Genomic DNA, 26,456 nt, shown 5'->3' on the forward strand with positions numbered 1-26,456 from the left:
ATGGCTGGACGCGACAGAGGTTTTACGCTGATAGAGCTGGTACTCTCCATCACGGTTATGGGGTTTGTGGCCGTAACATTGGGCCTTCTCATCTACCAGGCTACTAGGTCGTTCGCTACCCTTGACGCGCAAAAGGAGATCGCCCAGCAGGGCACGCTCGCAATCGAACGCCTTTCAAGGGAGCTACGCCTCATAAGGTGCACCGAGTCCGGCAACTCTTGCAAGCCTGCGTCAACTGACATAACTGAGATGACCTCTTCCGAGATAAGGTTCGTAAACACAAACCTTGAGGGCAGGGGGTTCAGGCTTGACGGCAGCTCTCTCAGGTTCAGGGACGGCTCAGGGGCTCTCGACCCGGAATACGTCCTCTCTGACAAAATCAGTTCGCTGACATTTGAATACCTCAAAGACGATTCGACCGCTGCCGCCGCAACCGACGAGGTCTGGGTGATAAACGTGAACATGGTGATAGCGAGCGGGGCGGAGTCGTTCGCATTGAAGGCGAGCGTCCATCCGAGGAGCTTTAGATGAAGGTGCTTTATGACATAAAGGGCGCATCGGTCATCGCGGTCGCCCTCATCCTCGCCATCGTCACGGCGCTCGGCGTTGTATTCGTCTCCCTTTTTTCAACGGGGATCGAGGAATCGACAGGCGAACTCCTCTCTACAAGGGCGCTCTACGCCGCCGAGTCAGGTATAGAGACGGCCATAGGGCGCCTCAAGAAAAACCCTATAGGAACGAACTGGGAGTGGCGGGACGGCTACATGGATAAGCCGGTAGACGGCGGAAGCTTTGACGTCGAGGTGCTCGAGTACGAGTCACGGGATTCTACCCTTGCGGGAGCGAACAAGTGCGAACCGTTTGAGAATACCATCGACACATCCGGCGTGAACCCTGCCCGGACCGTCTACATCGTCCTTTCCTGGTCATCTTCAAGCGATATGGGGGTCGAGCTTTACGATAATACGGTAGCTGATTGCTCTAATCCGGCGGCATCGGCAACCCTTCTGGCAAGTTCCCTTACAACAGGCAAGCCGGAGCGAATAAGGTACAGGATAACATCTTCCCCGCTTACGCCCTTTACATATACGGTACGGGTCACTGGGAATGCCGGTGACGCCTACAAGCTCAGCATCGTCCATCCAGAGGAAGACGCGTTTAGCACAGCCAACCAATGCGGGGCGCCTGCAGGTGCGCCGTTTGACGAATGCGTGAGGGCTTTGATATCGCTTGGCAAGCACTCTACTGCCAGAAGAGAGGTCTTTGCGGCAATGTCGAGGACCCCATGACCAGGCATGTCACGATCATATCATTGGCGTTGTTTTTTCTCTCTATTTTCTCTTCGGCGGCGATAGCGGACACCTTTTCTCTTTCCTTCGATTCTCCCGCTGAGGTCGTCATGGCCGATCCGGAAGCGATAATACCCGTTAAGGTCACCAATAACGGCCCATCAAAGAGCATACGCACTATCACCTTTAATATCGATACGGCCAAATATTCCTTCAGTTCATCGACACAGCCGCCTACAGGCTGGTGCATAAGCACCATATCGGCAGACTCCATTTCATTTGCCCTGGTCCAGGGCAGCGGCGCATGCAGTAATGGCAACACGGCAAGCCGTATAGACCCTGGCGAGAGCGTGTTCTTTAATATTACGGTCCTGCCAATAGCCGCTGCTTCAGATTCAACGGACAGCTTTTCATCCGTGAGCGTTTCAAGCGAGGGGGGCTTTACACTGTCCGGGGCGCTCCCAACATGGACAAGGCGCTCTTTGGAGGCTGCTCTTTCAGCCGCCCCTTCATCGACCGGCGTCGGAGGCTCTATTACCCTCCAGATGCAGGTCACGAACCGTTCTACCGCTACCCAGACCGGGGTCGGCTCAAGCCCTGAGCCGCCGTCGCCGTCACTTCCCATAGCCGCAAGGACAGAAGGGCCGTATTACGCCGCCACGCTACTGAGCTCTTCTCTTTCGGATTCAGCCTCAACGGTCAACGTCTCATCCACCTCTGATTTTCCTTCAAGCGGGATATTAAGGGTCGGCACCGAGGATATCTGCTACAGCAATAAGACGGCAACATCCTTTACCGGCGCTACGCGCGGCTGTAACAGCACGACCGCTGCCGCGCATTCATCCGGCTCTCTTGTTTACAGCACCGACCAGTTTAGCCTCCTGCCAGGCCAAACAAAGGTCATCACCTGGATATACAGCGCAGACTCGAACGGCAATGTCTATTTTACCTCGAGGGCGGCAAACTCGTCAGGGACCGCGAAATCCGCGTCCGTATCGTCGAATACCGTTGTAATTGGTGACTTTACCGCCTCGCTTGCCATTACGCCGTCAAGCGTAATAAGCGGCCAGCAGATAACGGCAGAGATGACCGTAGCCAATAACGGCACAGGGGCGCTCATAAATATCGTCCCGTCGAGCCTTTCCCAGTGCGCCGGCGGCGCGACCGAAAATTTGGTCTCGGGGCCAACGCCAGCGCTTATCTCGTCACTTTCCGCCGGAAGCTCAGGCGTATTCGTCTGGACATACCAGATAACAGGCGCAGTCGGCCAGACTTACTGCTTGAGCGGAGACGCGAGCGCCAACGGGTCTGTGGCGACCAACACAGCCACATCCAATGCCGGTGTGATATCAAACTATTCGGTGACCGTTGCCCCTTCGGTCGTCTCAAGCGGGTCGACCGACAAGACCATAACGTGGGCGGTGCATAACGGCGGAGGGTGCTCGATCAGGGATGTCGAGATAGCGATACCCGCTCCCTGGAGCTGTTCTTCGGTCTCCGCGCCCGCCGGGTGGTCAGGCTCCTGCGGGGCTACGGCCCCCTTTTCAAGCGGAGGCTCTGGAAGCGATATCGGTTCAGGCTCGACCGGTTCTTTTTCGATTACCTTTTCCTCAACCGAGACCGTCTCCTCGGATAAGGATGTATCGTTCCCGGTGTCGGTGTTGCCAAGGGGATGCGGGGGAGCCACAACCACCCTCGGGAGCTATGTTACCGTCTCGGCAAACACGATCGTCCTGTCGCATTCTCCTGCCGGGCCTGTCTACGCCGACGGAAGCTCGTACTATACCATGACCGCCACCCTTACCTCAGGAGGGTCGCCTTTGGCCGGCAAGACCGTGACCTTCTCTACAACGAACGGCAGCCTTAGCGCCTCTTCAGCCGTTACCGACGGTAGCGGAGAAGCGAGCGTAACTCTCACCTCTCCCAACAGCACTACCGACACAACCGCCACCGTTACAGCCAATTATATGAATGCCCAAGACACCGAACTGGTCAACTTTTCCGGCTGGGCAGGGGCAAATATCCAGTATTGGGGTGGGCTCACAGCGACAACCGGGGGAGTGCCTGCGGCAACAGCCGATTGCGGCCAGAAATACTCTTTTAAATTAAGGGTTAAGAACTTGAGCTCGACTACCGATATGAACTTGACAAAGTCGAGCTATTTCGCTTTTAACGATTCGGCCTCCGGGGGGACGGCCGTATTCCAGGCGTATCTCGATTCAAACACATCTGTGCCAGGAAACACAGAGACAGAGGTGACGTTCGGCTCACCGACGAGCTCTGGCGGAGGTGGAGATGTAACGCTATCCACGGCCTTTATAGCGGGCACGTACATGCCCCTGGTCAACCAGACGCCTCCCCCGGCAAGCGGCCTTTTCCTGACCGACGGCACGAACAGCCAATGGAGGAGCGTTACCGACTCGGTTACCGTAACCGGGTCTTGCGGGGTGGTAAGGGTCAGGATAATCGAGTGGCATGAGATGCGCTAAAGCGGAGCGGAAATGATTGTAAGTTCCCTAAATATGGAATATAATAAGTCACTTACGATGGCAGGCGATACGGCCGGTTCCCGGCCTTATCTGGCCGTCAACCCTTATCCGGATGCCGGGATGTACGAAAGATTCTTCTTTCTAAAGGAAAAGCCTTTCCATATCACCCCTGATCCCAGGTTCCTCTACTTAAGCAGAAAGCATCGCGAGGCCATAGACCTCCTTACCTTCGGCATAAACGGAAGGAAGGGGTTTATCCTCTTGACCGGCGAGGTCGGCACAGGAAAGACTACGCTTTGCAGGGCGCTCCTTGAAAAGCTCCCTCCTGGCACCGAGAGCGCCCTTATATTGAACCCGGTCCTCTCCGATGTAGAACTCCTTAAGACCATAACGCAGGACTTAAGTCTAAAGGTAGCCGAGGACACCCCCAAGGGGCATATAGACGCCCTCAACAGCTTCCTCCTGGAGCTTTCTGCCTCTGGCGGTAACGCCGTTGTGATTATAGACGAGGCGCAGAACCTAAGCCCGGCCGCCCTTGAGATGGTCAGGCTCCTTTCAAACCTGGAGACAGAGAAAGAGAAGCTCCTGCAGATAATACTCGTGGGGCAGCCCGAGCTTAAGGAAAAGCTCTCAAGGACGAATTTGAGGCAGTTGAACCAGCGTATCATAATACGCCACCACCTTGAGCCGCTCGACTTGGGCGAGACGGGCGCGTATATCGAAAACCGTCTCGCTATCGCGGGCGGAAATGGCGTGGAGTTCACGAAGGACGCGCTGAGGTCCATACACAAGGGCTCTGGCGGCATACCGCGGATGATAAACATAATCTGCGACAGGGCGCTTACGGCAGCCTTCATAGACGGCAAAAAGGCCGTCGACTCAAGCGTACTCGGGAAGGCGCTCGTCGAGCTTCGCAGGGAAGGGTACATACAGGACGGGGCCGATGGATCAGCAGGACCGTATCTGCATTATACCCCGCACATAGCCCTGTCAGCTTTTGTACTCTCTTTCATAGCCGGTATCCTCTGGGGGGCAGAGCTCCTTAAGATCGCGGCCGGATATTGAGGTTAAGATGATATGAGCCTCATACATCAGGCGTTAAAGAAGCTTGAAGGTGAGAGGGCCGGCGGCGCCATCCGGCGCGATTACGCGTTCAGGGGCGGAAGCAATTCGATCTCATCGCGCGCTCTTCTGATCATCCCTGTAATAATCGGGGCAGTTGCCGCGTTCTTTTTTCTTACACCTTCCAATACGAGGAACACTGCCGTAACGGCTCCGCAGGCTGCCGTCCAACCGGCAACGCCGGCAACGCCTTCCAGGCCTTCTGCCGAAGAGCTTAACAGGAAGGGGATGGAGCAATATAGCCTCGGCAGGTTAGAGGAGGCTGCGACAGCCTTCAAAGAGGCTTCTGGAATCGAGCCGGGGGCAGCTTTTATCCATAACAATATCGGCCTTTCCTCCATGAGGCTTGGCAAGAGACAGGATGCCGAGGCGGCGTTTAAAAAGGCTATCGCCCTTGAGCCCGGATACACGGAAGCGCGTAACAATTATGCCTCGCTTCTTATCTCCTCAGGGAGCCTTAAAAAGGCGCAGGTGTTGCTTGAAGAGGCGTTGAAATCCAACCCAGGGTACGCTGACGCGCACTTCAACCTCGCCGTGCTCCTTGAGAAAAGAGGCGACCTGGCCGGGGCCATCGGCCATTACGAGGCCTTCCTCAACAAAGACGGCAAGGCGGATGGAGAGAAGGTCAAAAAAAAGATAATGGAGCTGCGGTCAGCCCTGATACTCAAGGAGGCCCGTGGTTGGTGATGCTCTGGCAAGATACCCTTATAGGCATTGACCTCGGCGCGTGGTCGGTCAAGGCGGTCATCCTCTCCGGCAGCAGGGGGTCGTACCGGCTCAAGGCCGCGGCCTATATGAAGCTCCCGAAAGAGGCCAGGGACGGCGACCTTGGGGCCGAGGCGCTTGCCTCATTCCTCCGCTCAAACGGCATAAAGGGCGGGAAGGCATCGGTCCTCATGACAGGCCACTCGCTCATGTTCAGGCATTTCTTCCTGCCTGAGATGCCTGAGAAGGACCTGTTGGAGGCCGTGAAATGGGAGATAAGGAAAGAGGTCTCGATAGCGCCTTCCGAGCTTGTCTCGGATTTCGTCCTGGCAGCAGGCGGGGCCGCTGAGCACAAGAGCTCTATCATAGCCTTTGCCGGCGTAAAAAAAGAGATAGATTCCATCCTGTCCTATTACAGGGAGGCCGGGGTCGACGCCAGGGTGATAGAGGTCGTCCCGACGGCCCTTCTCGCCTCTTTTGACGCCAACAACGCCTGGGAGGATGGCTTGAACTACGCTATCCTGGATATCGGCTACTCGAAGAGCACGCTTGCCATCTTCAAGAAAAAGCGGCTCGCCTTTACCAGGGAGATATCCATGGGAGGGCAGGAGTTCACCAGGGCCGCGCAGAAGGCTACGCAAAAAGGGACTGAAGAGGCCGAGGAGTTCAAGCACTCTGCCGGCCACGGCGAGGCGATGTCGGTATTCCCTGCCGCAATAGAGCGGCTCTCGACCGAGGTCCACAGGTCTTTCGACTATTACCAGGCACAGTACAGGGAAGGCGGCGTGGACAAGTTATTTCTCTCAGGCGGCTCCGCCCTCCTTAAAGGGCTGGACAGCGCCCTATCTGCTTCGATCGGCATACATGTGTTCATCGACGATCCCTTCAGGAAGATAAAGCTGCCGCACAGGGAAGAAGGGCTCACAGGGCTCAGTCCCTGCTTTTCCGTGGCCATGGGCCTCGCGTTGCGGGCGGGGGCGTGATGATAAAGGGAATAAACCTCATACCCGACGAGATAAAAAGGGAATGGCTGAGGAAGAAGGTAAGAAAGACCCTCATAGCCGCGGCAACGGCCTATATCATCCTTCTTGGCTCTGTCTTTTTCATCCAGCGCGGTTCACTTGAGGCCAAAGGGGCCGAGGCCATCGCTGTAGCGGCTGAAAAAGAGCGCGTCATCTCAAAAGGTTCAGGATACGCAGAACTTGCCATGAGGCTGCAGCAGGCAAAGCAGTCTGAGGCGGAGATAGCGAAGAAGTTGAGCGTTACGGCGGGCCTTTCAAGGACTGCCTGGTCGCAGGTGCTTAAAAGGCTCAGCCACGACGTGCCGCAGGGCGTATGGCTCAGAGGCATATCAACCGCTGACTTGACCGGGGGTGGCGCGAAGAGGGTGCGCGTTATGGGAAGCGCGACAGCGAACAAGGCCATAGCGGATTTTATCTTTACGCTCGAGAACTCCGGCTTCTTCAGCTCCGTTACCCTTGCCTATACGCAGAAAAGGGAGCTTCAGGCGGGCCAGGCATATGACTTTGAGCTATACATGAACATCAACAAGACCGGCGAGACGTCGTATGATTGGTGACCTTAAAAAACACCTTCAGTCGATAGACCTCCGTTCCCTGGGCAGGTTCAGGCAGGAGGCCATCGGGGTCATAGCCCTTATGGCCATCTCCATATTTTTCTACAGGTTCGTATACCTCGGTAACAAGGCGGAGCTCGCAAAGATAAACGCCGATATAGCCAACGGCAGGGCAGAGATCGCCCTGATCGAGGCTGAAGCCAGGTCGGCCCGGGGCCTCGACATGGCGGTAGAGGAATCTACAAGAAATCTGGAGGCGCTTGAGGAGAGGCACAGGAGCTTGACGGAGAAGCTCCCGTCTGACAGGCACATCTCCAAGCTCCTTTCCGAGTTCACCGGGAGTGCCAATACGGACTTGAAGGTCGTGGCGATAAAGCCGTTACAGCCGGAGGACAAAGGCGAGCTCGCCAGGCTTCCGTTCCAGATAACGCTCGAGTCCAGGTTCATCCCTCTGGGCAACTACATAGAAAGGCTCGAGCACCTGCCGAGGCTCATGGTAGTCGACAACCTGACGATAGAGCCCAGTGAAGACGGCTCTTCGGTCCTTAAATCCAACATATTCCTGAGCGCCTATGTGCTTGGCTACGGGGGCGGCAAGTGAGAGGATTGTCCGCCTGCATATCCGCGGCAGTGTTATTGACGCTTCTTTTCCCGGCCGTGCTTCTGGCCGGGGCCGAGTCTCTTTCATACAGGACAGAGCTTCCGGCTTCTCCGGTTGAAAGGCACGGCCTTGCCTGGGGCAAGGACCCATTTGTGCCGGGCCTTAAGGCCGGAGCCAGGGGGGAGGCGGCTGAAGTAAAATTAACGGCGGTCTTCTATAACAGGGAAAACCCATCCGCCATCATTAACGACCGGATAATCTACAGGGGAAGCCTTGTTTCCGGGCAAAAAGTTATTGATATAGGGATGACTCATGTTATACTCCAAGGTGAAAATGGCCCGATTAGGCTTGAACTGGCCGAGATTCCGGAGCTTCGTGATGTCAATAAGAAGGATTGATGGGGGCTGGTTCACGAGCCTTCTTCTCGCAGCGCTGCTTTTTTTCATACCCTGCCTTGTTTCCGCCGAACTGAATCCAAGGATAGCCACAGACGACAGCCAGGAAAGGCTTTTCTCGATCGAAGTGAGGGAGGCCGAGATCTCTGACGTGCTCCGCGCGCTTGCCCAGCAAAGCCGCCTGAATATCATCCTGGGCGAGGGCGTTACCGGAAAGGTAAGCGTGAGCTTCAGGAATATTCCTTTCCAGGACGCCATGGAGATGATAATAAAGGCAAACGGCCTCATGTACACCGTCCAGAACAACATCCTCTGGGTCGGGAAAAAGGTAGACGTCTCGGACGAGATGAAGGTCGAGATAGTCAAGCTCAATAACGCCGACCCAACCGTCGCCGTACAGCAGCTAAAGGGCATCATAAGCGAAAGCGGCACGGCCTTCGCCGACCAGAGGACCAACTCGATAATAATAAGGGACCTGCCAAGGAACATAACAAAGTCCAGGAACCTTCTTACGGCTCTCGACACCCAGGCCGCCCAGGTAGTGATAGAGGCCAGGATCGTCGAGGCAACGAACAACTTCGCGCGCCAGATAGGCGTGCGCTGGGGCCCAACTTATACGGGGAGCAATACCCTCGGCGGGAGCGCCCTTTTGCCTGATACCCCAACAGGGGACAGGAACTTCGCCGTGAACCTGCCTGCCACCAACCCGACCTCAGGCCTCGGCATCGTGGTCGGGAGCATCTCTGGAAAGCTGATACTCGATCTCGAGCTGTCCGCGGCAGAGACAAGAGGGGAGTTGAAGATCGTCTCAAGCCCCAAGATTGCGACCGTCGACAACAGGCCCGCTACCATACACAGCGGCCTTACCTTCCGCGTAAAGCTCTCTCAGGCCATAGTGACAGGCGGCGCCACGACCACTACGACTACCTCCGGTGACCTGGGCGGGCTCGAAGAGATAAAGACAGGGATAGACCTTACCGTTACCCCGAAGATATCCGATGACGGCTTCGTGTTCCTTAACATCAACACGCAGAAGAGCGACCCTGATTTCTCAAGGACAATAGACGGCATTCCGGGGGTCGCCGAAAAAAGCGCGTCTACATTTGTCATCGTAAAGGACGGAGAGACGGTGGTTATAGGGGGGCTCTACAGGACAGTTGCTTCCGAGCAGAAAAACGCGGTGCCGTTCCTCTCCAGGATACCGGTCCTTGGCCACCTTTTCAGCAGCACCGCCAAGGACGAACAGCACGAGGAGCTACTTGTGTTCATCACCCCTAAGATAGTAAAGTACGAGAAGAGGGAGGTCTTGAATTGAAGGACAAAAAGATAATCATAATCGCCGCCGCTTCGGCTGTCGTAGTAATAGCGCTCTTGATAATATTCATGCCCTCCGGCAATAAACAGGGCGAGCAGGCCCCTGAAGTGATATCCATGAGGGCCAGGGTTAGCGAGGAGGCTCCGCCTGCCGCGACTCCAGCCGCGACAGTTGATGGCGTGCCTGCTGTAGAGGGCGGAGCCCCTGCTGTCGTGGATACGCCATCTACCCCCCCGTCTGTTGAAACAACAGCAGCAGCCCCGGCCCCGACAACGGCCCCTCCCGCACCCGCGCCGGTTGCAGCGCCGGCGCCTGTGAAAAAGAGCGTCGAGCAGGCCTTGAAAGCGCCAGAGCCTGTAAAGGAAACCAAACAGGTGGAGAAAAAAGAGGCCCCTGTCAAAAAGGCGGCAACGGAAAAAGAGCGCAAGGCTCAGAAGGCGGTAAAAACAGCTAAATCAGCAGAAAAGGCCGTAGTCAAGCCATGGGCCTTGAACATAGCCTCATTCGCGGCCCTTCCCGAGGCCCAGGGCCTTGCCGGCGCGCTTAAGAAAGCCGGGTACAATTCGTACATAACTGATTTCACGAAAGAATCGATCAAATGGCACAGGGTCAGGGTCGGCTTTTTCAAGAACCGTGAAGAAGCTGAGGCCGCAGCCAGGATCATCAAGTCCAAATTCCGTATCGACACCCCCTGGGTAGTAAAGCCGGACCGGCATGAGATGAATGCCCACAGCTGAGGTCAGGGGCCAAAACTCTTCTCAAAACAAGAACTTTCCTAAAAGCGACTTGACTGAGGCCTCCCAAAAACCTTAAAATGTCCTTGGGCATTTTGTTATTGGGGATAAACGGTATGGTAGAGCTTCAGTCAAAAGAACGGCTCGTCTTCCTGGAGACCTTCGGCTGCCAGATGAACGAGAACGACTCCGAGCGCATGCTCGGGCTGTTGAAGGGCTTGAGCTACGCCCGTACCGAGGACCCTTTCAAGGCCGACCTCATCCTCATAAATACCTGTTCGATAAGAGATAAGGCCGAGCAGAAGGTCTACTCCCTCCTTGGCAGGTACAAGGAACTCAAGAAAGACAAGCCCGGCCTCATTATCGGCGTGGGGGGCTGTGTAGCCCAGCAGCAAGGGGAACGGCTCTTGAAGAGGGCGCCGCACCTGGACATAGTCTTCGGCCCCCAAAACGTCCATAAACTCCGTGAGCTGCTCCTTGAGGCTGATAACGGCCACAGGGTCGTAGCTACCAGGCAGAGCGAGACGATAGACCCTGAGGAGTACGGAGTAACCCCTGTTGAGTCAGGCGAGAAGGCCTTCGTAAGCATAATGCGGGGCTGCGACAACTTCTGCTCATACTGCATCGTCCCGTATACGAGGGGCAGGGAGGTCAGCAGACAGAGCTCTGACATATTGAGGGAAATAGAGGGGCTTGTCTCAAAAGGTGTCGTGGAGGTTACGCTCCTCGGGCAAAACGTCAACTCTTACGGCACTGGCGGCGGAGGAGATGTCTCGTTCCCTGAGCTTCTCAAGAAGGTCTGCCGCGTTGATGGCATCAAGAGGGTGCGCTTTGTGACCTCGCACCCGAAGGACATCTCTGACGAGCTCATATACCTCTTTGCTGAGGAGCCCAGGCTCTGCAGGCACATACACCTGCCTGTCCAATCCGGCTCGGACGAGGTGCTTTCAAGGATGGGCAGATCATACACCGTGGAGCAGTACCTGTCGAAAGTCGACCTGATAAAGAAGCTCTATCCCGATATGGCTATAACCACCGATATAATCGTTGGCTTCCCCGGCGAGACAGACGCCGACTATGAGGCCACCATGGCGCTTCTCCGAAGGGTGCGGTTTGACAATATCTTCTCTTTCATGTACTCCCCGAGGCCGAACACAAGGGCTGCCGGGTACACTGACCAGGTCCCGGTCGAGATCAGGTCAGAGAGGCTCCAACTGTTGCAGGAAGAGCAGAAGGGGATAACCGTTGCCCGGAACAAGGCGCTTGTCGGAAAAGCGATGGAGGTCCTCGTGGAAGGCGCCAGCAAGGCTGACCCTGATGAGCTCATGGGGAGGACCAGCTGCTGGAGGATAGTGAATTTCCCGGCGCCGGCCGGCGTCAAGGCCAAACCGGGTTGCCTTATAGAAGTATCCATAACGGACGCCTTTCCGAGTTCGCTCCGTGGCGAAGCTCGCCTGGCGGGCAACAATTAAAAAAGGAGCGTCTCATGCTGTTGAAGATGAAGGTCTTCGGACTTACAATAGACCCCTTCACCAATGTCCCGATAGTGATACTCAAAGACGAGGAGGAGAAGAACGCGCTGCCGGTCTGGATCGGCGTGCTTGAAGCGAGCGCCATAGCCTCAGAGCTTGAGAAGGTCCAGTTCTCGAGGCCCATGACGCATGACCTCCTGAAACAGGTCTTGAAGCACATAGGGGCCACCGTCAACAAGATAGAGGTCACCGATCTCAAGGACAACGTCTATTATGCAACCATATACATGACCGGTAAGGACGGCGAGTTTAGCGTCGATTCCAGGCCGAGTGACGCTATTGCGCTGGCCCTTCGCATGGGCGCGCCAATATACGTCGAATCTGTCGTGCTGGATAAGTCCAAGAACATGGAGCTTAAAAACGGGGACAAGGCAAAGGACGCCTCCTCTTCGCTCGATGACTTTTCCCAGACCGATTTCGGCAAGTACAAGATGTAGCTTTAGCAGGCTGTTGAAAAACAGACAGGCCAGATCGTAGTTGAAAAAGTCCTGGACGGATTTTTTCAACATCCTGACAGATATCCTCGCGTCTCGAAAATATCCCCGCGGCCTTGCGGGTGGCTTTAACGGAGCGGCGCCTTTTGGAACAGGAAACAAGACCAGCTATTGCGAGGAAACTGGCGCCGGAGAGGTTTTTCGACGCCTTCTTCCTGAACGAGTATGGCCGCATAGAGGCCAACCGCGCCACAAGGTACAATACCTCCTTCTCGATCGTGCTCATCGACACAGAGGGCTCAGGAGGCGCGTCTCTCATTGAAGACGCTGGCGGCCTCGATTACCTCAAAAGGCTTGCCGCTGCCGTCGTCAATACCACGAGGAACTGCGACGTTGCCGGACTTCTTGACGACCGGCGCATCATGGTCATACTCCCTGAGACCGACCATTTCGGCGCCCTTACCACCATAAGGAAGCTTGCCAGGGCGGCCTCGGCGCTTAAAAAAACCGACAGGCCCGGAACCTTGCTCTTCTCGCACGCGACCTTCCCGAAGGACGGAAAGGACTTCGGCGGAGTTGTAGACAGCGCCCTTAAAAGGTCCACGGAGAGGAAGGAATCGCTCTGGGAGAGGCTTGATCTCAGAAGCAAGCTTTTCTGGGAGATAATAGGCGAGCTCACGTCTGCGAACTACAAAGGCTATGACAGCTCCACGTTCGACGCCGGGTCCGGCATGGACCTTTCCGAATTTTTCCTCGACCAGATAAACGAGCTCATTATAAGAGAGATAGCCAGGGCCCCTCAGAGGCGCGGTATAATGTATTACGGCTCCAAGAACCTCTCGGCTTCTCTTCCTGTCGTCAAAAACCTCGGCTCCGCGGGAACGATAGCCACCAAGGTATTCCTGGTCGGCGAGGGCGAGGGCAGTATCTGGGAGGTCAAGAACGCGCTGCCTCTACTGCTTGACGACCCGCGGCTCCGGGAGACCTTCTTCACCTTCTTCATGAACGAGGATACCGCGTACGCCCTGGTCTGCAAGGAGAACTGGGGGGCGACCTTCTCATGCTTCCAGACATCCGACTTCGGCCTCGTTGAAGGGCTTATAAGCAAATTCCAGAACGAATACTCGCTCCAGGAGCAGCTCGGTTAGATGGGCAGACTAAAGATACTCATAGCCTTAAACAGCGAAGAAGAGACAGAGGCCCTCTCCGGTTTTCTTTCCGGCCACGGGCTCGATGTGCTTTCAGCCCCGGACGGCGCTCGCGCCCTCGAGCTTGCGATACAGGAGGTCCCTTCCGTGATAGCGGTAGAGACCAGCCTTCCTGTAATAAGCGGCGAGAGGCTCTTCCATATCCTGAGGAAGAACCCTCATACCTCGCGCGTCCCGTTCCTGTTTGTCTCTGAGAGCGTAACGGACATCAAGGGCTTCAGGGCCGGGATGGATATCTTTCTTATGCGCCCGTTGAACCTGGAAGAGACCTACGCGAGGATAAGGCAGACTCTCACCGGCAGAGCGCCTTCAGGCTCAAAGGAAATAGAGGGGACGCTCAGCCATATGTCGCTCGCCGACCTTCTCCAGTTCCTGCACCTCAACAGGAAAGAGGGTGAGCTCAAGGTCACATCCGGCGATTACGCTGGCACCGTCTTCATAAAGGAAGGCAGCATTTACAACGCCGTCCTCGGTTCGACTGAGCGCGAGAAGGCGCTTTTCAGGATGCTGCAATGGACAGAGGGGAGGTTCGAGTTCATCCCCAAGCCGGTAGCTGCCCAGAAAAAAATACGCTCTACGACAGGCAACCTCCTTATGGAGGGGATGAGGCAGATAGACGAGCTTAAAAGCAAGCAGGGGCTCTTCCCTTCCCCTGATTCTTCACTAAAGCTCAAGGTAGACCCGGCAACACTGCCCAAAGGGCTTCAGCCCATTATCTACGAGGTCGTCCAGCTCGTGAAAGCCAACTCGCGGGTAAGGGATGTGGTGGAACGCTGCAATCATCCCGATTACGAGGCATACAGCACGATATCAGCCCTTGCAGCCAAGGGCGTACTCGAAGAGACCAGGCCATCCGGAGGGACGGCTGAGGAAGAGTTCCTTACAGTCGACCAGATGATAAGCATACGCGAGAAGATCATGAGCCGGTTCGCTGACCCTACCGCGCTCAATTACGGCAAGATACTGGTGGTTGCGACATCCGCCCAACTTGCCTCAGAGTTCATAAAGGAGTGCCGGCGGATACCGGGGTTTAACCTTAATACCAGGTCGGCCTTCCCGGAGCTTTCGCTGGTGAACCCGCTCGGCGAGGTAGGGTCAATCACGCTATACGGCGGCATGGACCTTCTGCTCTTCTCCATCCCGACGGTAAAGAGCATGGGCCCGCTCTGGAGGGCATTCTCGTCGAACCTCGTCGGGCTCGTCATTATCTGGGACGAAGAAGGGGCGGGGCTAATAAAGGAGCTCGCGGCGGCAAAGCGGGATATAATACTTAAAAGGCGCGTGCCAGCGGTCCATCTGGCAAAGGGGCCGGTCAATGAGGACGCCTTCAGGAAAGAGCTGGGCCTTAAGTCTGACGAGCATATCTTCAGCCTCGGCACCGGGGAAAGGGAGGCGGTCTATGAGGTCTTCTACTCCCTTTTCGGCCAGTTGATAAAGGAAGACTACGCGGCTGTGTGAGCCGAATTTTTCGAAAGGAAAGGACGTGCGCAGATGATAGACTTCCATATGCACAGCTTCTTAAGCGACGGGGTGCTCGTCCCGACCGAGCTTGTGAGGAGGGCTCGTGTGGCCGGGTATACCGCGATGGCGATAACCGACCACGTTGACGCCTCCAACATCGAAAACGTCCTGAGGCAGATAACGAAGGTGGCAAGTCAGCTGACCGACAGGTCGTTCACGCTCCTGCCAGGGGTTGAGCTTACACATATACCGCCGAAGCACATACCTTTGATGGTCAAGAAGGCCAGGGCCCTCGGCGCGCAGATCGTCATCGGCCACGGAGAGACCCTCTCCGAGCCTGTGGAGCCCGGGACGAACATCGCCTACATAAAGGCCGGGGTAGACATACTTGCCCATCCTGGGCTTATTACGGAAGAAGAGTGCAGGGCGGCTGTAAAGAAATCGGTCTGCCTGGAGATAACGAGCAGGGCAGGGCACAGCATCTCTAACGGGCATGTTGCCGCCGTGGCAAAAAGAGCAGGCGCTAAAATGCTCGTAAATACCGACTCTCACGCGCCAGGGGACCTTATAAGCGATGAAATGGCCCGGAAGGTCGCGCTCGGCGCTGGCCTCAACATAGAAGACTTCAGGAGAATACAGGAGAATGCGAAGGAACTCGTCAGGAAGAAACTGGGCTAAGATAGCCCTTTTAACGGTTGCTGGAGCCCTGGTCGGCTGCGCCGCAAGGGAACTGCCCACTACAGCCCCGTGGAGCACCCATCTTTACAGCTACGCGAGGACGAACAACACCGAAGCCGCCCTCAAGCTGCCGCTGGCCGTAGCCTGGGATAAGGACCTATCGGAATTCAGGCTCCTGCGCCCTTTTCCTGAAGAAGAGCTCTCTTCCCCCGCGCTCGCGCATGGTCAGCTCTACGCAGGAGCGGCAAACAACAGGCTCTACGCGATAGATCTCGCCACAGGGAAGGTCAGATGGAAGTTCGACGCAGGAGCGCCTATCGAGGCCTCGCCTGCCGTTACAGAAGATAGCGTATGCTTCGGCTCTTCTGACGGCCTGATGCGCTGCCTTGACAGGTCCGGCAAGCTCCTATGGCAGTACGAGGCCCGCTCCGAGATACTCTCTTCCCCGGTCATTCGGAACGGCAAGCTCTTTTTTAATTCGTCTGATAACCGCGCCTACGCCCTTGACGCCGGTACAGGCAAGAGGATATGGACATACAGCAGGGTGACGTTCAAGGTCGTCACACCGCGCTTCTATGGCTCGCCGGCGTACTCAGACAACGGTAAGCTCCTCTTCCTCTTCTCCGACGGCGTACTCGCCTCTATCGATGCCGAGACAGGCAGGGAAGAATGGACCAGGAAGGTCATAAGCGAGTTCGACGGGCCTGGCGGCCTTTGGCGGCGGACCCCTCTTGTAGAGGGCGGGACTGTCTACGTCATAGATGGCAATAATGCCGTATTGGCCCTCTCTGTTGACAAAGGAGAGGTTAAGGGCAGCTACGGCCCCGTAAAGGCGCGCGACTTTATCATCAATGGGGGCGCGTTGGTCCTGGCAGGGGAGACAGAGCTTGTGTCGATCGACAGGGGCTCAGGCGGGATTTTGTGGAAAAAAACGCTGGCGAAAGGGACGCTTTCCAGCGTCTTCGCGGCTCAAGGGAATATTTTCGCCATATCCAGCTTTAAAAAGGCCCCCTTCGGCATAGACTACTTCGCGAGGCAGTTGGGCTATATCGAGGCTTTCGACCTTAAAGACGGCTCGACCGCCTGGACAAGCACGATCGATTCCGACGTATCCGCAAACGCCTCTTCAGCCTATTCAAGCGTCGCCCTTCTAACGAACAAGGGCAAACTGACTGTATTCGGGCCAAAATAGGGATAAGATGGACAAAAGACTCAATGTAGCCTTCCTGTGGCACATGCATCAGCCGCTTTACAAGGACCCGTCAAACGGCGAGTACACCCTGCCGTGGGTCCTTTTTCACGCCACAAAGGACTATTACGATATGGCGGCGATACTCGACGAGTTCCCCAGTGTGCACCAGACCTTCAACCTTGTGCCCTGCCTCATAGAGCAGATAAACGAGTACGCATCCGGAAAAGCCAGGGACAAGTACAGGCTGATAAGCGCCAAGCGCGCCTCGGACTTAACGGGCGAGGATAAGGCCTTCATCCTGCAGTTCTTCTTCCAGGCCAACTGGGATAACATGATAAAGCCGATCGCCAGGTACTGGGAGCTTCTGAGGAAGCGCGGGGTATCTAACGAAAAGGACGAAGTATTCCAGGTGCTAAGGTACTTCAAGGAGCAGGACTTCCTCGACCTCCAGGTACTTTACAACCTCATCTGGATAGATCCGTCGATAAGGCAGAAGGATGCCTTCTTGAGCCAACTTATTAGGAAAGGCGGCAGCTTCACCGAAGAAGAGAAGTCGAAGCTCCTTGAAAAACAGCTTGAGATAGCCGGCTCGATAATATCCAAGTATGCCGACCTGAGGGACAGGGGCATCATCGAAGTATCCACCTCACCGTATTATCACCCCATACTGCCCCTTCTGTGCGACAGCGACTCGGCCAAAGAGGCGATGCCGGGGGCGACCTTGCCGAAGACGCGCTTCCAGCACCCGGAAGACGCGCTCGCCCAGGTCCGTAAAGGCGTCAAGCTCTACCAGGATACTTTCGGCGAGAAGCCCCGCGGCATGTGGCCTTCCGAGGGCTCGGTGAGCATGGAGATGCTGCCGCTGGTTGTCGGCGAGGGGATACAGTGGATTGCTACCGACGAAGAGATACTTTCAAATTCGCTCAGGCGGCCCGTAAGGCGCGACCACATGGGCAACTGCTTCGACAGCTTTCTTTACAAGCCGTATGAGATAGACGTAATGGGGCGCAAGATAACGGTAGTATTCAGGGACCACGTCCTCTCCGACCTCATCGGCTTCGATTACGCGCGCATGGACCCGGCTGAAGCCGCCTCAGACATGGTCTCCAGGCTTGTCCACATAAGCAACATGCTTGAGGACCCTCAAGAGCACCTGGTGAGCATAATACTTGACGGTGAGAATGCCTGGGAGCACTTCAGGAACGACGGCAGGGACTTCCTTGCAGCCCTGTACACGAAGCTCTCGGACCACCCCAGGCTCAGGTGCGTATCGATGAGCGAGTTCATCGACCTGAAGACCAGGAGGGAGCCGCTTGAACGGCTCTACCCCGGCTCATGGATAAGCCATAACTTCAAGATATGGATAGGACACATCGAGGACAATACAGCCTGGGACTATATATCCGAGGCCAGGGAAGAGCTGGTCAGATACGAAAAGGAGATGAAGGGCTTCCCGCCTGACGAGGGCAGGGAAAAGGCCATACGCGAGGCATGGGAAGAGGTCTACGCCTCCGAGGGGAGCGACTGGTTCTGGTGGTACGGCGAGGAGCACTCGTCGATGAGCGACGAGGACTTCGATACGCTGTTCAGGCGGCATATAAAAAGAATATACCAGCTCATCGAAAAGGAGCCGCCTGACCACCTCGACATATCCATCTCCTCTGATATAAGGAGCTACAGGCCCCCTGTAGAGCCGAGGGCGCTCATAGCCCCGGTCATAGACGGACAGATCTCCAACTACTTTGAGTGGCTCTCTTCCGGAAGGCTCGAGCGCACCTATTTCGGGAGCGCCATGCACAAGGAGATACAGGGAGGCCTCATTGATTCGATATCGTACGGCTTCTCAAAGGATACCCTGTACCTGAGGCTCGACTATCTCGAAGAGCTTGGCTCGTTCGCCCATCCATGGAGCTTCACGATAAGCTTCGTCCAACCCAGGCCTGTGCGTGTGTCGGCGACGGTGGAAGGAGCCATGGCTACCGCCGAGCTGCATGTAAAGGCCGATGGCAAGGAGAAATGGACGGCAGCCGGCCCGCTTGAGATAGCTTCTGAGACCGTAGTGGAACTGGCCATACCCCTTAAGGCCCTTGGCGCCGGCAGGGGAGAAGAGCTAAAGCTCTTCATAACCATAAACGCCCAGGAAAGGGGGATAGAGAGGTGGCCGGTAAAGGGCTATCTCCTCTTCAGCATCCCGCCCGAAGACTTCGAACAGCAGGACTGGCTGGTCTGATATATCCCATTGGATCGTAACTGATGAAAAACGGCATGACGCCCGCGATGCGGCAGTACCTTGAGATAAAGGCCGAGCACAATGATTGCATCATCTTTTTCAGGATGGGCGATTTCTACGAGATGTTCTTTGACGACGCAAGGCTCGCCGCCAGAGTCCTCGGCATAGCGCTCACGGCCAGGGACAGGGACCGCGAGATACCCATGTGCGGGGTGCCATACCATTGCGCTTCAGGGTACATAGCGAAGCTCGTGCGAGAAGGTCACAAGGTCGCAGTCTGCGAACAGATAACAGACCCGGCTGATGCCAAGGGGCTAATAGAGCGGGCCGTATCAAGGATAATAACCCCCGGAATAGCCCTCGACGAAGAGCTGTTGGACCCAAAGGCCAATAACTTCATAGCCGCGGCCTTTGTTGACAAGAGCGCGTGCGGCTTCTCTTACATGGACGTATCTACAGGAGAGTTCAGGCTGACACGCACAGACGACCTCGCCTTACTTATAGAAGAAATCAGAAAAATCAGGCCGTTAGAGCTTGTAGTTAAGGATAACTCTCAAGACCTGCTTGACCTTCCCGACTCTCCGGTCAGGAAGGTGACCTCTCTTGCCGACCATCACTTCGACCTAAGGGAGGCCGAATCAAGGCTCAACTCGCACTTCGGCACTGTAACGCTCGACGGCTTCGGCTGCTCAGGGATGCCGGAGGCGATAAGGGCCGCCGGGGCTCTGTTGAATTATATCCGCGGGAACCAGAAGGCGGAGCTCCATCACGTAAGAAAGCTTTCTCCGTATTATCAGGAGGACTTCCTTATCCTCGATTCGTCGACCAGAAGGAACCTTGAGATAACCCGGAACTTAAGGACAGGGGAGAAGGACGGGACTCTCCTTTCTGTCATCGACAGGACACGGACCGCCATGGGCGCAAGGTTACTCAAGTCCTGGCTCCTCCATCCCCTTAAAGAGGTGTCCGCCATAAAAGGGCGTCTGGACTCTGTCGGGGAGCTTATAGATGAGCGCGAGACAAGGGCGAGCCTGCAGGACGCCATGTCAATGGTCTACGACCTCGAAAGGCTTACGGCAAGGCTTTCGCTTGGGGTTGCAGGGCCGAGGGACCTCGTGGCCCTCAAGGACTCGCTCAAGAGGATCCCTGTTATAAAAGATCACCTGCGAAAGCTCTCATCCGACATGCTCACAAAAGCGCTCTTATCTACAGATGAGGTGGCTGAGGCCTCTGAATCGATAGATAAGGCCATCTCGGACACTCCGCCTATTTCGGTAAAGGACGGAGGCGTCATAAGGGACGGATATTCGGCAGAGCTCGACGAGTTGCGCGATATCGGCTCCGGCGGTAAAGACAGGATAGCCTCCCTTGAGGCGCAGGAGAGGGCGCGCACCGGCATAAATACCCTTAAGGTCGGATACAACAGGGTCTTTGGATACTATATCGAGATCACAAAATCGAACCTCTCGAACGTCCCCGATGATTACATACGCAAGCAGACCCTTGTGAACGCCGAAAGGTTCATAACTCCACAGCTCAAGGAATGGGAGGAGAAGATATTAACGTCAGAGGAGAGGGCGCTTAAGCTTGAAGCGGCCCTCTTCAGCGCCCTCGCCGAAGGGCTCAAAAAGTATTGCGTACGGGTGCAGGCCACGGCTGATTCTATCGCCACGCTCGACTGCATCGCATCTTTGGCTCAAGCCGCCCAGGAGCATGATTACGCAAGGCCGGTCGTCTCGGAAAGCGGAGCGATCGATATCGAGGCGGGCAGGCATCCTGTTGTCGAGGCCAATGCCAGGGAGTTCATCTCGAACGACCTGAAACTCGATGACGAAAAGAAGATAATCATACTTACCGGTCCGAACATGGCTGGAAAATCCACTTATCTCAGGCAGAACGCCCTTATAGTGCTGATGGCCCAGATAGGCTCGTTTGTGCCTGCCTCACGGGCGGCAATCGGCGTGGTGGACAGGGTATTCACGAGGGTCGGCGCGTCAGACGACCTCTCCAGGGGACAGTCTACCTTTATGGTCGAGATGAGCGAGACCGCCAACATACTCAATAACGCCACAGCCAGAAGCCTTATAATCCTCGACGAGATAGGCAGGGGAACATCGACCTTCGACGGACTCTCCATCGCGTGGGCCATAGTAGAGCACATACACGACAGCCCCGGCCTCGGCGCTAAAACGCTCTTTGCCACGCATTATCATGAGCTTACAGAGCTTTCCTTGACAAAGGAAAGGGTCAAAAATTATAATATGGCCGTAAAAGAATGGAATGACAGGATAATCTTCCTGAGGAAGGTGCTCCCCGGGGGCAGCAACCGGAGCTACGGCATTCAAGTTGCCAACATCGCCGGAGTCCCCGGAGAGGTCATCTCAAGGGCAAAGGAAATATTAAGGAACCTCGAGACTGGAGAGCTGACCGAAGCCGGCATGCCCAGGCTTGCGGCCCACGGAGAACGGTTTGAAGGACGCGCCCAGATGACGCTCCTGGGCGAAAAAGACCCTGTCCACGAGGAACTGAGGCATATCGATATAGACCGTATGACGCCGCTTGAGGCCCTTGCCAAGCTTCATGAATTGAAGGAGAAGCTCGAGAATTGATGCGATTTTCAGCCCTGACAGGCCTACTGCTCATCATCCTTGTCCTGATACTAACAGGAGCAGGAGCCGCTGTAGCCAGCGCCGCCCCCAGGGCGGCCGTAACCGATATACGCCACTGGTCCAACCCCAGCTACACAAGGATAGTCATCAACGTTAGCTCCAGGACCGGCTTCAGCCACAGGCTCCTGAAGAAGGACCCGTCCATCAATATGGAATGGCGGAGGCTCTATGTTGATATACCCGGAGCGCGCCTGTCTTCAAGGAGCAAAAAGGCGATACACATAAACGACGGCCTCCTGAAGGCCGCCAGGGCCGGACAGTACGACACCGACACCGTCCGTGTTGTCCTCGACATAGAGTCCATAGAGGACTACAAGATATTCTACCTCACCGACCCCTACAGGATAATCATAGACGTGACCGGCGAGAAGGCCCCGGAAAGGAAAGCAGCGGAGCCTTTGCGCGACAGCTCCGGGAAGGAAGTGCCGCAGATAAGGCAGACCCCCACGGTCCCGGTGATAAAGGCAGACCCGTCGCTCATTCAGCAGCTGGGACTCAAGGTCAGGAAGATAGTAGTCGACCCCGGACACGGCGGCAAGGACCCAGGGGCTATCGGCAGGGGCGGCCTCCAGGAGAAGGACGTTACCCTGAAGCTCGGGAAGATGCTCAGGGACAAGCTCGCGGGCGACTCCGGGGCAGAGGTCGTGATGACGAGGGATACCGACATCTTCATCCCGCTCGAGGAAAGGACCGCCATCGCGAACAGCCAGGAAGCCGACCTCTTCGTATCCATCCACGTGAACTCGAGCCTTAAAAGGACCTCATCAGGCGTAGAGACTTATATTTTGAGCATCTCGAACAACGATGAGGCAAAGAGGGTCGCGGCAAGGGAGAACGCTACGTCAACGAGGTCGGTGAGCGACCTCGAGTTCATACTCAACGACCTTATAAAGACCGCCAAGACCAACGATTCCGCGAGGCTCGCTACCGTCGTGCAGGACAACATGGTCTTGAAGCTCAGGGAGAAGTTCGACAGCATAAGGAGCAACGGGGTCAAGGGCGCGCCCTTCTACGTCCTCGTCGGGACCAAGATGCCGGCCATCCTCGTAGAGGTCTCCTTCGTAAGTAACCCTGTGGAGGAAAAACGCCTCAGGGACGAAAAATACCTCTCGGAGATTGTCGATGGAATCGCCGCGGGGATCATGAAATATATGAACGCTCCAGACGAGGCCTGATACCGATATGCCGCATACGATAGTCCTTGATGCCATGAAAAGGGCCGCTGGCCCGCTGGCCCCGGTCGTTAAAGAGCACCTTTCCCTTGGCGAGGAGGAGATGCGCAGGAGGCACCTGGCCGGAGAGACCGGAAGGGATGTCTGCCGCGCTTACACGTCAATAATAGACAACCTCCTCAAGGCCCTTTACGCCCATAAGTCCGCTGCTTTAAGCCCGTCTGACAAGACCGTCCTTGTGGCCATGGGCGGCTATGGCAGGGGAGAGCTCAACATGAAGTCTGACATAGACCTCATGCTTGTCCACAAGGGGCGGATAACAAAGACCGTTGAGGACTTCACCCAGCAGATGCTCTACTTACTCTGGGACACGGGCCTAGACCTCGGCTTCGCTATCAGGTCCGTACCGGAGTCCATCGCGCTTGCCAAAGACGACTTAAAGACCATGACCGCCCTTCTTGACCTCAGGTACCTTACCGGGGACAAGGCTCTTTATGACTCGCTCCACAGGAACATCCGCAAGAACCTCTTCAGCAGGTCGAGGACCCAAACCTTCATAAAAGACAAGCTCGAGGAGACACGGCAGCGCCACGCGAAGTTCGGCGGCTCCATCTACATACTCGAGCCAAACGTGAAAGAAGGCGAGGGGGGGCTAAGGGACCTGCAGACCGCGATGTGGGTGGTCAAGGCCAGGAACGGCAAGAACGTCGAGCCCTTCTCTCTCGGCCTTATAAGGGAGCATGACAAGAAGGCCATGGAGGAATCGCTCGATTATCTTCTGTGGGTCAGAAACGAGCTGCACTTCGGCGCCGGCAGAAAGACCGACCAGCTCACCTTCGACCACCAGGAGAGGATAGCGGGCCTGCTGGGGTTTGAAAACTCGGAGAAGTCCCTGGCCGTCGAGTCGTTCATGCAGCAGTACTACAGGCACGCGTCCAACCTGAGCCATTATTCGGGGCTCATGCTCTCCAGGACCCTGCACAGGGAGAAGAAGGTCTTTAACTGGCCGAAGAGGCGGGCAAGGATAGACCGGAACTTCTACGTATCCGGAGGCGTGCTCTATACCAGGGCGAAAGAGACTATTTTCAAAGAGCCGGCAGCCTCTGTTAAGGCCTTCGAGTACGCACAGGCATTCGACGTCGAAATAGACCAGTCTGTAAGGGACCAGATACTCGAGGGGCTTGAGGGCGCGGGCGCTAAGTTCAGGACCTCGAAGGAGGTATCAGAGTCGTTCTTCAAGATACTCAGGGGGAAAAGCGTCTTCAAGTCTCTAACGGAGATGCACAAGCTCAAGTTCCTCGAAAGGTACATACCGGAGTTCGCGGACATAAGCTGCAGGGTCCAGCATGACATGTACCATGTCTACACGGTGGACGCGCACACCCTTTTCGCGATAAGGGAGATTGAAAGGCTCCGGGGGCAGTACAGGGCGGATTTCTCGCTCCTTTCGACTCTCTTCGAGGAGATGCCCAACCCTGAGGTGATCTACCTTGCGGTCCTCTTCCATGACATAGGGAAGGCGCATGGGAAGGGGCACTCGGAGAAGGGCGCGGCCATGATGCCGGAGATACTTAAAAGGCTCCACATGCCTGAGGACGACACCAGCCTTGTAAAGTTCCTCGTGAGGCACCACCTTTTGCTGGCGGACACGGCCCAGTACAGGGACCTGCATGACGAGAGGCTCATAATTGAGTTCGCCAGAAAGGTGGGGGATATAGAAAGGCTCAACCTCCTTTACCTCCTTACATTCGCGGATGTTCGCGCCGTAGGGCCCGATGTGTGGAACCAGTGGAAGGGCGCGCTATTTCAGGAGCTGTACTTCAAGGCCCTGACTGTATTGGAGCGCGGCACGTTCGAGCCAGAGGAATCCGAGGTGAAGCTCCAGAGGATAAAGGAGAGGGTGAAGGCGATACTTCCTGAAACGGCGAACCGCTCCGCGGTCGATGACTTTTTCCAGCTCCTGCCGCCCAGGTATTTTCTGTCGACCAGCCCTGAATTCATCGCCGAGCATATGAATGTCCTCAAGGAGTTCGGCAATGCCCCTTACGCCATGAAGGTCAGGCAGGACTCTTTCAGGGAATACACCGAGTTCATAATATGCACGCATGACGTTCACGCCCTTTTTTCCATGATAACAGGGGTTATGGCCGCCAACGGGGTGAATATCCTGGGGGCGCAGATAAACACCCTTAAAAACGGGGTCGCCCTCGACATACTGCAGGTCACAAGCCCTTATGGCGAGTTCATAACAGACGAGGCGAAGCTCAAAAAAATAGAAGCTGACCTATCGGACGTCATCACAGGCCGCGTAAAGGTGGAAACGCTCGTTAGAAGGCGCAAGCCTTCCATACTCGACAGCAAGGCAAAGCCCAGGGTACGCACATACGTCCAGATAGACAACGAAGTCTCCGAGGCGTACACGGTCCTCGATATCCATACCCAGAACAGGATCGGGCTTCTCTATGACATAACGAGCACGCTCTCAAGGCTTGGGCTTTATATCTACCTGGCGAAGATATCTACCAAGGGAGATGAGGCCGCCGATATCTTCTACGTAAAGGACATCTTCGGCCAGAAGATATACTACAAGGAACGCCTGAACGAAATTGCCGACAGGCTCTATAAGGTGCTGAGCGATGCCCAGCCGGAAAACCAGGCCAAATGAACGAGGGAGCGGACCTCATACAGAGGTTCCTCGACTACATAGTGGTCGAAAAGGGGCTCTCCGAGAACACCCGCCTTGGCTACAGAAAAGACCTCACGAGGTTCCTTGAATATATGTCCGGCAGTGGCAGGGCGCTTGGAAATGCATGCCCTGAGGACATAAGCGCTTACCTCAAATACCTGCATGATGGCGGCCTGTCTGTACGCTCTTACACAAGGGCGCTCATAGCCCTGAGGGGCTTGTACAGGTTCCTCGTCCGCAAACACGGTCTTGCCGCCTCTCCATGCTCGAATATCGACATACCAAGGCTGAACAAAAAACTGCCCCATTTCCTGACGCTTGATGAGGTCGAGGCTCTTCTTTCAGCCCCAAAGGCCGAAGGGGCCCTGGGCCTGCGTGACAAGGCCATGCTTGAAACGCTCTATGCCACCGGCTTGAGGGTCTCTGAGCTTACAGGCCTCAGGATAAACGATATAAGCCTTCAGGGAGGATACCTGACGGCCTTTGGCAAGGGTTCGAAGGAAAGGATGGTCCCGCTTGGCGAGGCGGCCATGTACTGGCTAAAAAGGTATGCAGAGGAGGCAAGGCCGGCGCTTTTAAAGAAAAGGAATAATGCCTTTCTATTCCTCTCCATCAGGGGCACAAGGATGACCCGCCAGAACTTCTGGGTCCTCATAAAGCGTTACGGGGTCGTCTCTGGCATAGGAAGGGAGAGGACAAAGCCGCATATATTACGCCACTCATTCGCGACACATCTTCTTGAGCGGGGCGCTGACTTGAGGATAGTCCAGGCCATGCTCGGCCATTCTGACATCTCGACAACGCAGATATACACCCACATCACCAATGAAAGATTGAAAAACCTGCACAAGGCCAGGCACCCAAGGGGATGATAATGATTATAAACTTTATCCTTAAAGACACTGGAATAACACGCAAAAAAGATAGGGGAGCAAGAGCAGTACGCCGCCCTTAAAAGCCTGCCTCCG

Annotated in this window: 22 protein-coding genes; all 22 read left to right on the plus strand. The window is 55.8% G+C overall.

The features are described 5' to 3' along the window. The 22 genes from A2V21_301330 to A2V21_301435 all read left to right on the plus strand — a co-directional run bounded on the left by A2V21_301330 (nucleotide 1) and on the right by A2V21_301435 (nucleotide 26,360). Complete coding sequence (locus A2V21_301330) at nucleotides 1–531, plus strand: hypothetical protein (GenBank protein ID OIJ73018.1); 531 nt, start codon at nucleotides 1–3, stop codon at nucleotides 529–531. Further along, entirely contained in the window at nucleotides 528–1,289 is a 762-nt protein-coding gene (locus tag A2V21_301335) for a hypothetical protein (protein ID OIJ73019.1), read from the plus strand. The genes A2V21_301330 and A2V21_301335 overlap by 4 nt, the downstream gene beginning before the upstream one ends. Continuing rightward, complete coding sequence (locus tag A2V21_301340; protein OIJ73020.1) at nucleotides 1,286–3,778, plus strand: hypothetical protein; 2,493 nt, start codon at nucleotides 1,286–1,288, stop codon at nucleotides 3,776–3,778. Before A2V21_301335 ends, A2V21_301340 begins: the two co-directional genes overlap by 4 nt. Before the next feature lie 33 nt (nucleotides 3,779–3,811). After that, entirely contained in the window at nucleotides 3,812–4,843 is a 1,032-nt protein-coding gene (locus tag A2V21_301345) for a hypothetical protein (protein ID OIJ73021.1), read from the plus strand. A gap of 12 nt (nucleotides 4,844–4,855) precedes the next feature. Then, on the plus strand, nucleotides 4,856–5,587 hold the full coding sequence (locus A2V21_301350) for a hypothetical protein (protein OIJ73022.1): 732 nt from the start codon (nucleotides 4,856–4,858) through the stop codon (nucleotides 5,585–5,587). Next, nucleotides 5,587–6,588, plus strand: coding sequence for a hypothetical protein (locus tag A2V21_301355; GenBank protein ID OIJ73023.1), 1,002 nt, complete (start codon nucleotides 5,587–5,589; stop codon nucleotides 6,586–6,588). Before A2V21_301350 ends, A2V21_301355 begins: the two co-directional genes overlap by 1 nt. Continuing rightward, nucleotides 6,588–7,184, plus strand: coding sequence for a hypothetical protein (locus A2V21_301360; GenBank protein OIJ73024.1), 597 nt, complete (start codon nucleotides 6,588–6,590; stop codon nucleotides 7,182–7,184). Before A2V21_301355 ends, A2V21_301360 begins: the two co-directional genes overlap by 1 nt. Then, the gene (locus A2V21_301365; protein OIJ73025.1) at nucleotides 7,174–7,782 is read left to right on the plus strand and encodes a hypothetical protein; all 609 of its coding nucleotides are present in this window, start codon (nucleotides 7,174–7,176) and stop codon (nucleotides 7,780–7,782) included. Before A2V21_301360 ends, A2V21_301365 begins: the two co-directional genes overlap by 11 nt. A 35-nt stretch (nucleotides 7,783–7,817) precedes the next feature. After that, a complete protein-coding gene (locus A2V21_301370) occupies nucleotides 7,818–8,180 on the plus strand; it encodes a hypothetical protein (protein ID OIJ73026.1) in 363 nt (120 codons plus the stop codon). Beyond that, a complete protein-coding gene (locus tag A2V21_301375; protein OIJ73027.1) occupies nucleotides 8,161–9,492 on the plus strand; it encodes a hypothetical protein in 1,332 nt (443 codons plus the stop codon). Before A2V21_301370 ends, A2V21_301375 begins: the two co-directional genes overlap by 20 nt. Then, nucleotides 9,489–10,229 (plus strand): hypothetical protein, encoded by a 741-nt coding sequence (locus A2V21_301380; GenBank protein ID OIJ73028.1) that lies wholly within the window; start codon nucleotides 9,489–9,491, stop codon nucleotides 10,227–10,229. Before A2V21_301375 ends, A2V21_301380 begins: the two co-directional genes overlap by 4 nt. A gap of 113 nt (nucleotides 10,230–10,342) precedes the next feature. After that, a complete protein-coding gene (locus tag A2V21_301385) occupies nucleotides 10,343–11,698 on the plus strand; it encodes a tRNA (N6-isopentenyl adenosine(37)-C2)-methylthiotransferase MiaB (GenBank protein ID OIJ73029.1) in 1,356 nt (451 codons plus the stop codon). 14 nt (nucleotides 11,699–11,712) lie between these two features. Then, nucleotides 11,713–12,195 carry a hypothetical protein gene (locus A2V21_301390; GenBank protein ID OIJ73030.1) on the plus strand — a complete coding sequence of 161 codons (483 nt, stop codon included), beginning with the start codon at nucleotides 11,713–11,715 and terminating at the stop codon, nucleotides 12,193–12,195. A gap of 143 nt (nucleotides 12,196–12,338) precedes the next feature. Then, nucleotides 12,339–13,340, plus strand: coding sequence for a hypothetical protein (locus A2V21_301395; GenBank protein OIJ73031.1), 1,002 nt, complete (start codon nucleotides 12,339–12,341; stop codon nucleotides 13,338–13,340). Continuing rightward, nucleotides 13,341–14,858 carry a hypothetical protein gene (locus A2V21_301400; GenBank protein OIJ73032.1) on the plus strand — a complete coding sequence of 506 codons (1,518 nt, stop codon included), beginning with the start codon at nucleotides 13,341–13,343 and terminating at the stop codon, nucleotides 14,856–14,858. It begins immediately after the preceding gene. Nucleotides 14,859–14,891: 33 nt separating this feature from the next. Then, nucleotides 14,892–15,539 carry a PHP domain-containing protein gene (locus tag A2V21_301405; protein ID OIJ73033.1) on the plus strand — a complete coding sequence of 216 codons (648 nt, stop codon included), beginning with the start codon at nucleotides 14,892–14,894 and terminating at the stop codon, nucleotides 15,537–15,539. After that, on the plus strand, nucleotides 15,505–16,731 hold the full coding sequence (locus A2V21_301410; GenBank protein ID OIJ73034.1) for a hypothetical protein: 1,227 nt from the start codon (nucleotides 15,505–15,507) through the stop codon (nucleotides 16,729–16,731). The genes A2V21_301405 and A2V21_301410 overlap by 35 nt, the downstream gene beginning before the upstream one ends. Before the next feature lie 7 nt (nucleotides 16,732–16,738). Beyond that, complete coding sequence (locus A2V21_301415) at nucleotides 16,739–18,961, plus strand: hypothetical protein (protein ID OIJ73035.1); 2,223 nt, start codon at nucleotides 16,739–16,741, stop codon at nucleotides 18,959–18,961. A 23-nt stretch (nucleotides 18,962–18,984) separates the two neighbouring features. Next, nucleotides 18,985–21,570: a DNA mismatch repair protein MutS gene (locus tag A2V21_301420; protein ID OIJ73036.1), complete on the plus strand. Its 2,586-nt coding sequence runs from the start codon at nucleotides 18,985–18,987 to the stop codon at nucleotides 21,568–21,570. Continuing rightward, nucleotides 21,570–22,805 (plus strand): hypothetical protein, encoded by a 1,236-nt coding sequence (locus tag A2V21_301425; GenBank protein OIJ73037.1) that lies wholly within the window; start codon nucleotides 21,570–21,572, stop codon nucleotides 22,803–22,805. The genes A2V21_301420 and A2V21_301425 overlap by 1 nt, the downstream gene beginning before the upstream one ends. A 7-nt stretch (nucleotides 22,806–22,812) precedes the next feature. Next, nucleotides 22,813–25,467 carry a [protein-PII] uridylyltransferase gene (locus A2V21_301430; GenBank protein OIJ73038.1) on the plus strand — a complete coding sequence of 885 codons (2,655 nt, stop codon included), beginning with the start codon at nucleotides 22,813–22,815 and terminating at the stop codon, nucleotides 25,465–25,467. After that, on the plus strand, nucleotides 25,464–26,360 hold the full coding sequence (locus A2V21_301435) for a site-specific tyrosine recombinase XerD (protein ID OIJ73039.1): 897 nt from the start codon (nucleotides 25,464–25,466) through the stop codon (nucleotides 26,358–26,360). Before A2V21_301430 ends, A2V21_301435 begins: the two co-directional genes overlap by 4 nt. Nucleotides 26,361–26,456: the final 96 nt, after the last annotated feature.

Source organism: Deltaproteobacteria bacterium GWC2_55_46, assembly GCA_001595385.3.
In the GTDB taxonomy this organism is placed as follows: Bacteria; Desulfobacterota; GWC2-55-46; order GWC2-55-46; family GWC2-55-46; genus UBA5799.

Bases quoted from the DNA above. Each gene is read 5' to 3' on its own strand.
- A2V21_301330 (OIJ73018.1), top strand. From the start codon at position 1: ATGGCTGGACGCGACAGAGGTTTTACGCTGATAGAGCTGGTACTCTCC.
- A2V21_301335 (OIJ73019.1), top strand. From the start codon at position 528: ATGAAGGTGCTTTATGACATAAAGGGCGCATCGGTCATCGCGGTCGCC.
- A2V21_301340 (OIJ73020.1), top strand. From the start codon at position 1,286: ATGACCAGGCATGTCACGATCATATCATTGGCGTTGTTTTTTCTCTCT.
- A2V21_301345 (OIJ73021.1), top strand. From the start codon at position 3,812: ATGGAATATAATAAGTCACTTACGATGGCAGGCGATACGGCCGGTTCC.
- A2V21_301350 (OIJ73022.1), top strand. From the start codon at position 4,856: ATGAGCCTCATACATCAGGCGTTAAAGAAGCTTGAAGGTGAGAGGGCC.
- A2V21_301355 (OIJ73023.1), top strand. From the start codon at position 5,587: ATGCTCTGGCAAGATACCCTTATAGGCATTGACCTCGGCGCGTGGTCG.
- A2V21_301360 (OIJ73024.1), top strand. From the start codon at position 6,588: ATGATAAAGGGAATAAACCTCATACCCGACGAGATAAAAAGGGAATGG.
- A2V21_301365 (OIJ73025.1), top strand. From the start codon at position 7,174: ATGATTGGTGACCTTAAAAAACACCTTCAGTCGATAGACCTCCGTTCC.
- A2V21_301375 (OIJ73027.1), top strand. From the start codon at position 8,161: ATGTCAATAAGAAGGATTGATGGGGGCTGGTTCACGAGCCTTCTTCTC.
- A2V21_301385 (OIJ73029.1), top strand. From the start codon at position 10,343: ATGGTAGAGCTTCAGTCAAAAGAACGGCTCGTCTTCCTGGAGACCTTC.
- A2V21_301390 (OIJ73030.1), top strand. From the start codon at position 11,713: ATGCTGTTGAAGATGAAGGTCTTCGGACTTACAATAGACCCCTTCACC.
- A2V21_301400 (OIJ73032.1), top strand. From the start codon at position 13,341: ATGGGCAGACTAAAGATACTCATAGCCTTAAACAGCGAAGAAGAGACA.
- A2V21_301405 (OIJ73033.1), top strand. From the start codon at position 14,892: ATGATAGACTTCCATATGCACAGCTTCTTAAGCGACGGGGTGCTCGTC.
- A2V21_301410 (OIJ73034.1), top strand. From the start codon at position 15,505: ATGCGAAGGAACTCGTCAGGAAGAAACTGGGCTAAGATAGCCCTTTTA.
- A2V21_301415 (OIJ73035.1), top strand. From the start codon at position 16,739: ATGGACAAAAGACTCAATGTAGCCTTCCTGTGGCACATGCATCAGCCG.
- A2V21_301420 (OIJ73036.1), top strand. From the start codon at position 18,985: ATGAAAAACGGCATGACGCCCGCGATGCGGCAGTACCTTGAGATAAAG.
- A2V21_301425 (OIJ73037.1), top strand. From the start codon at position 21,570: ATGCGATTTTCAGCCCTGACAGGCCTACTGCTCATCATCCTTGTCCTG.
- A2V21_301430 (OIJ73038.1), top strand. From the start codon at position 22,813: ATGCCGCATACGATAGTCCTTGATGCCATGAAAAGGGCCGCTGGCCCG.
- A2V21_301435 (OIJ73039.1), top strand. From the start codon at position 25,464: ATGAACGAGGGAGCGGACCTCATACAGAGGTTCCTCGACTACATAGTG.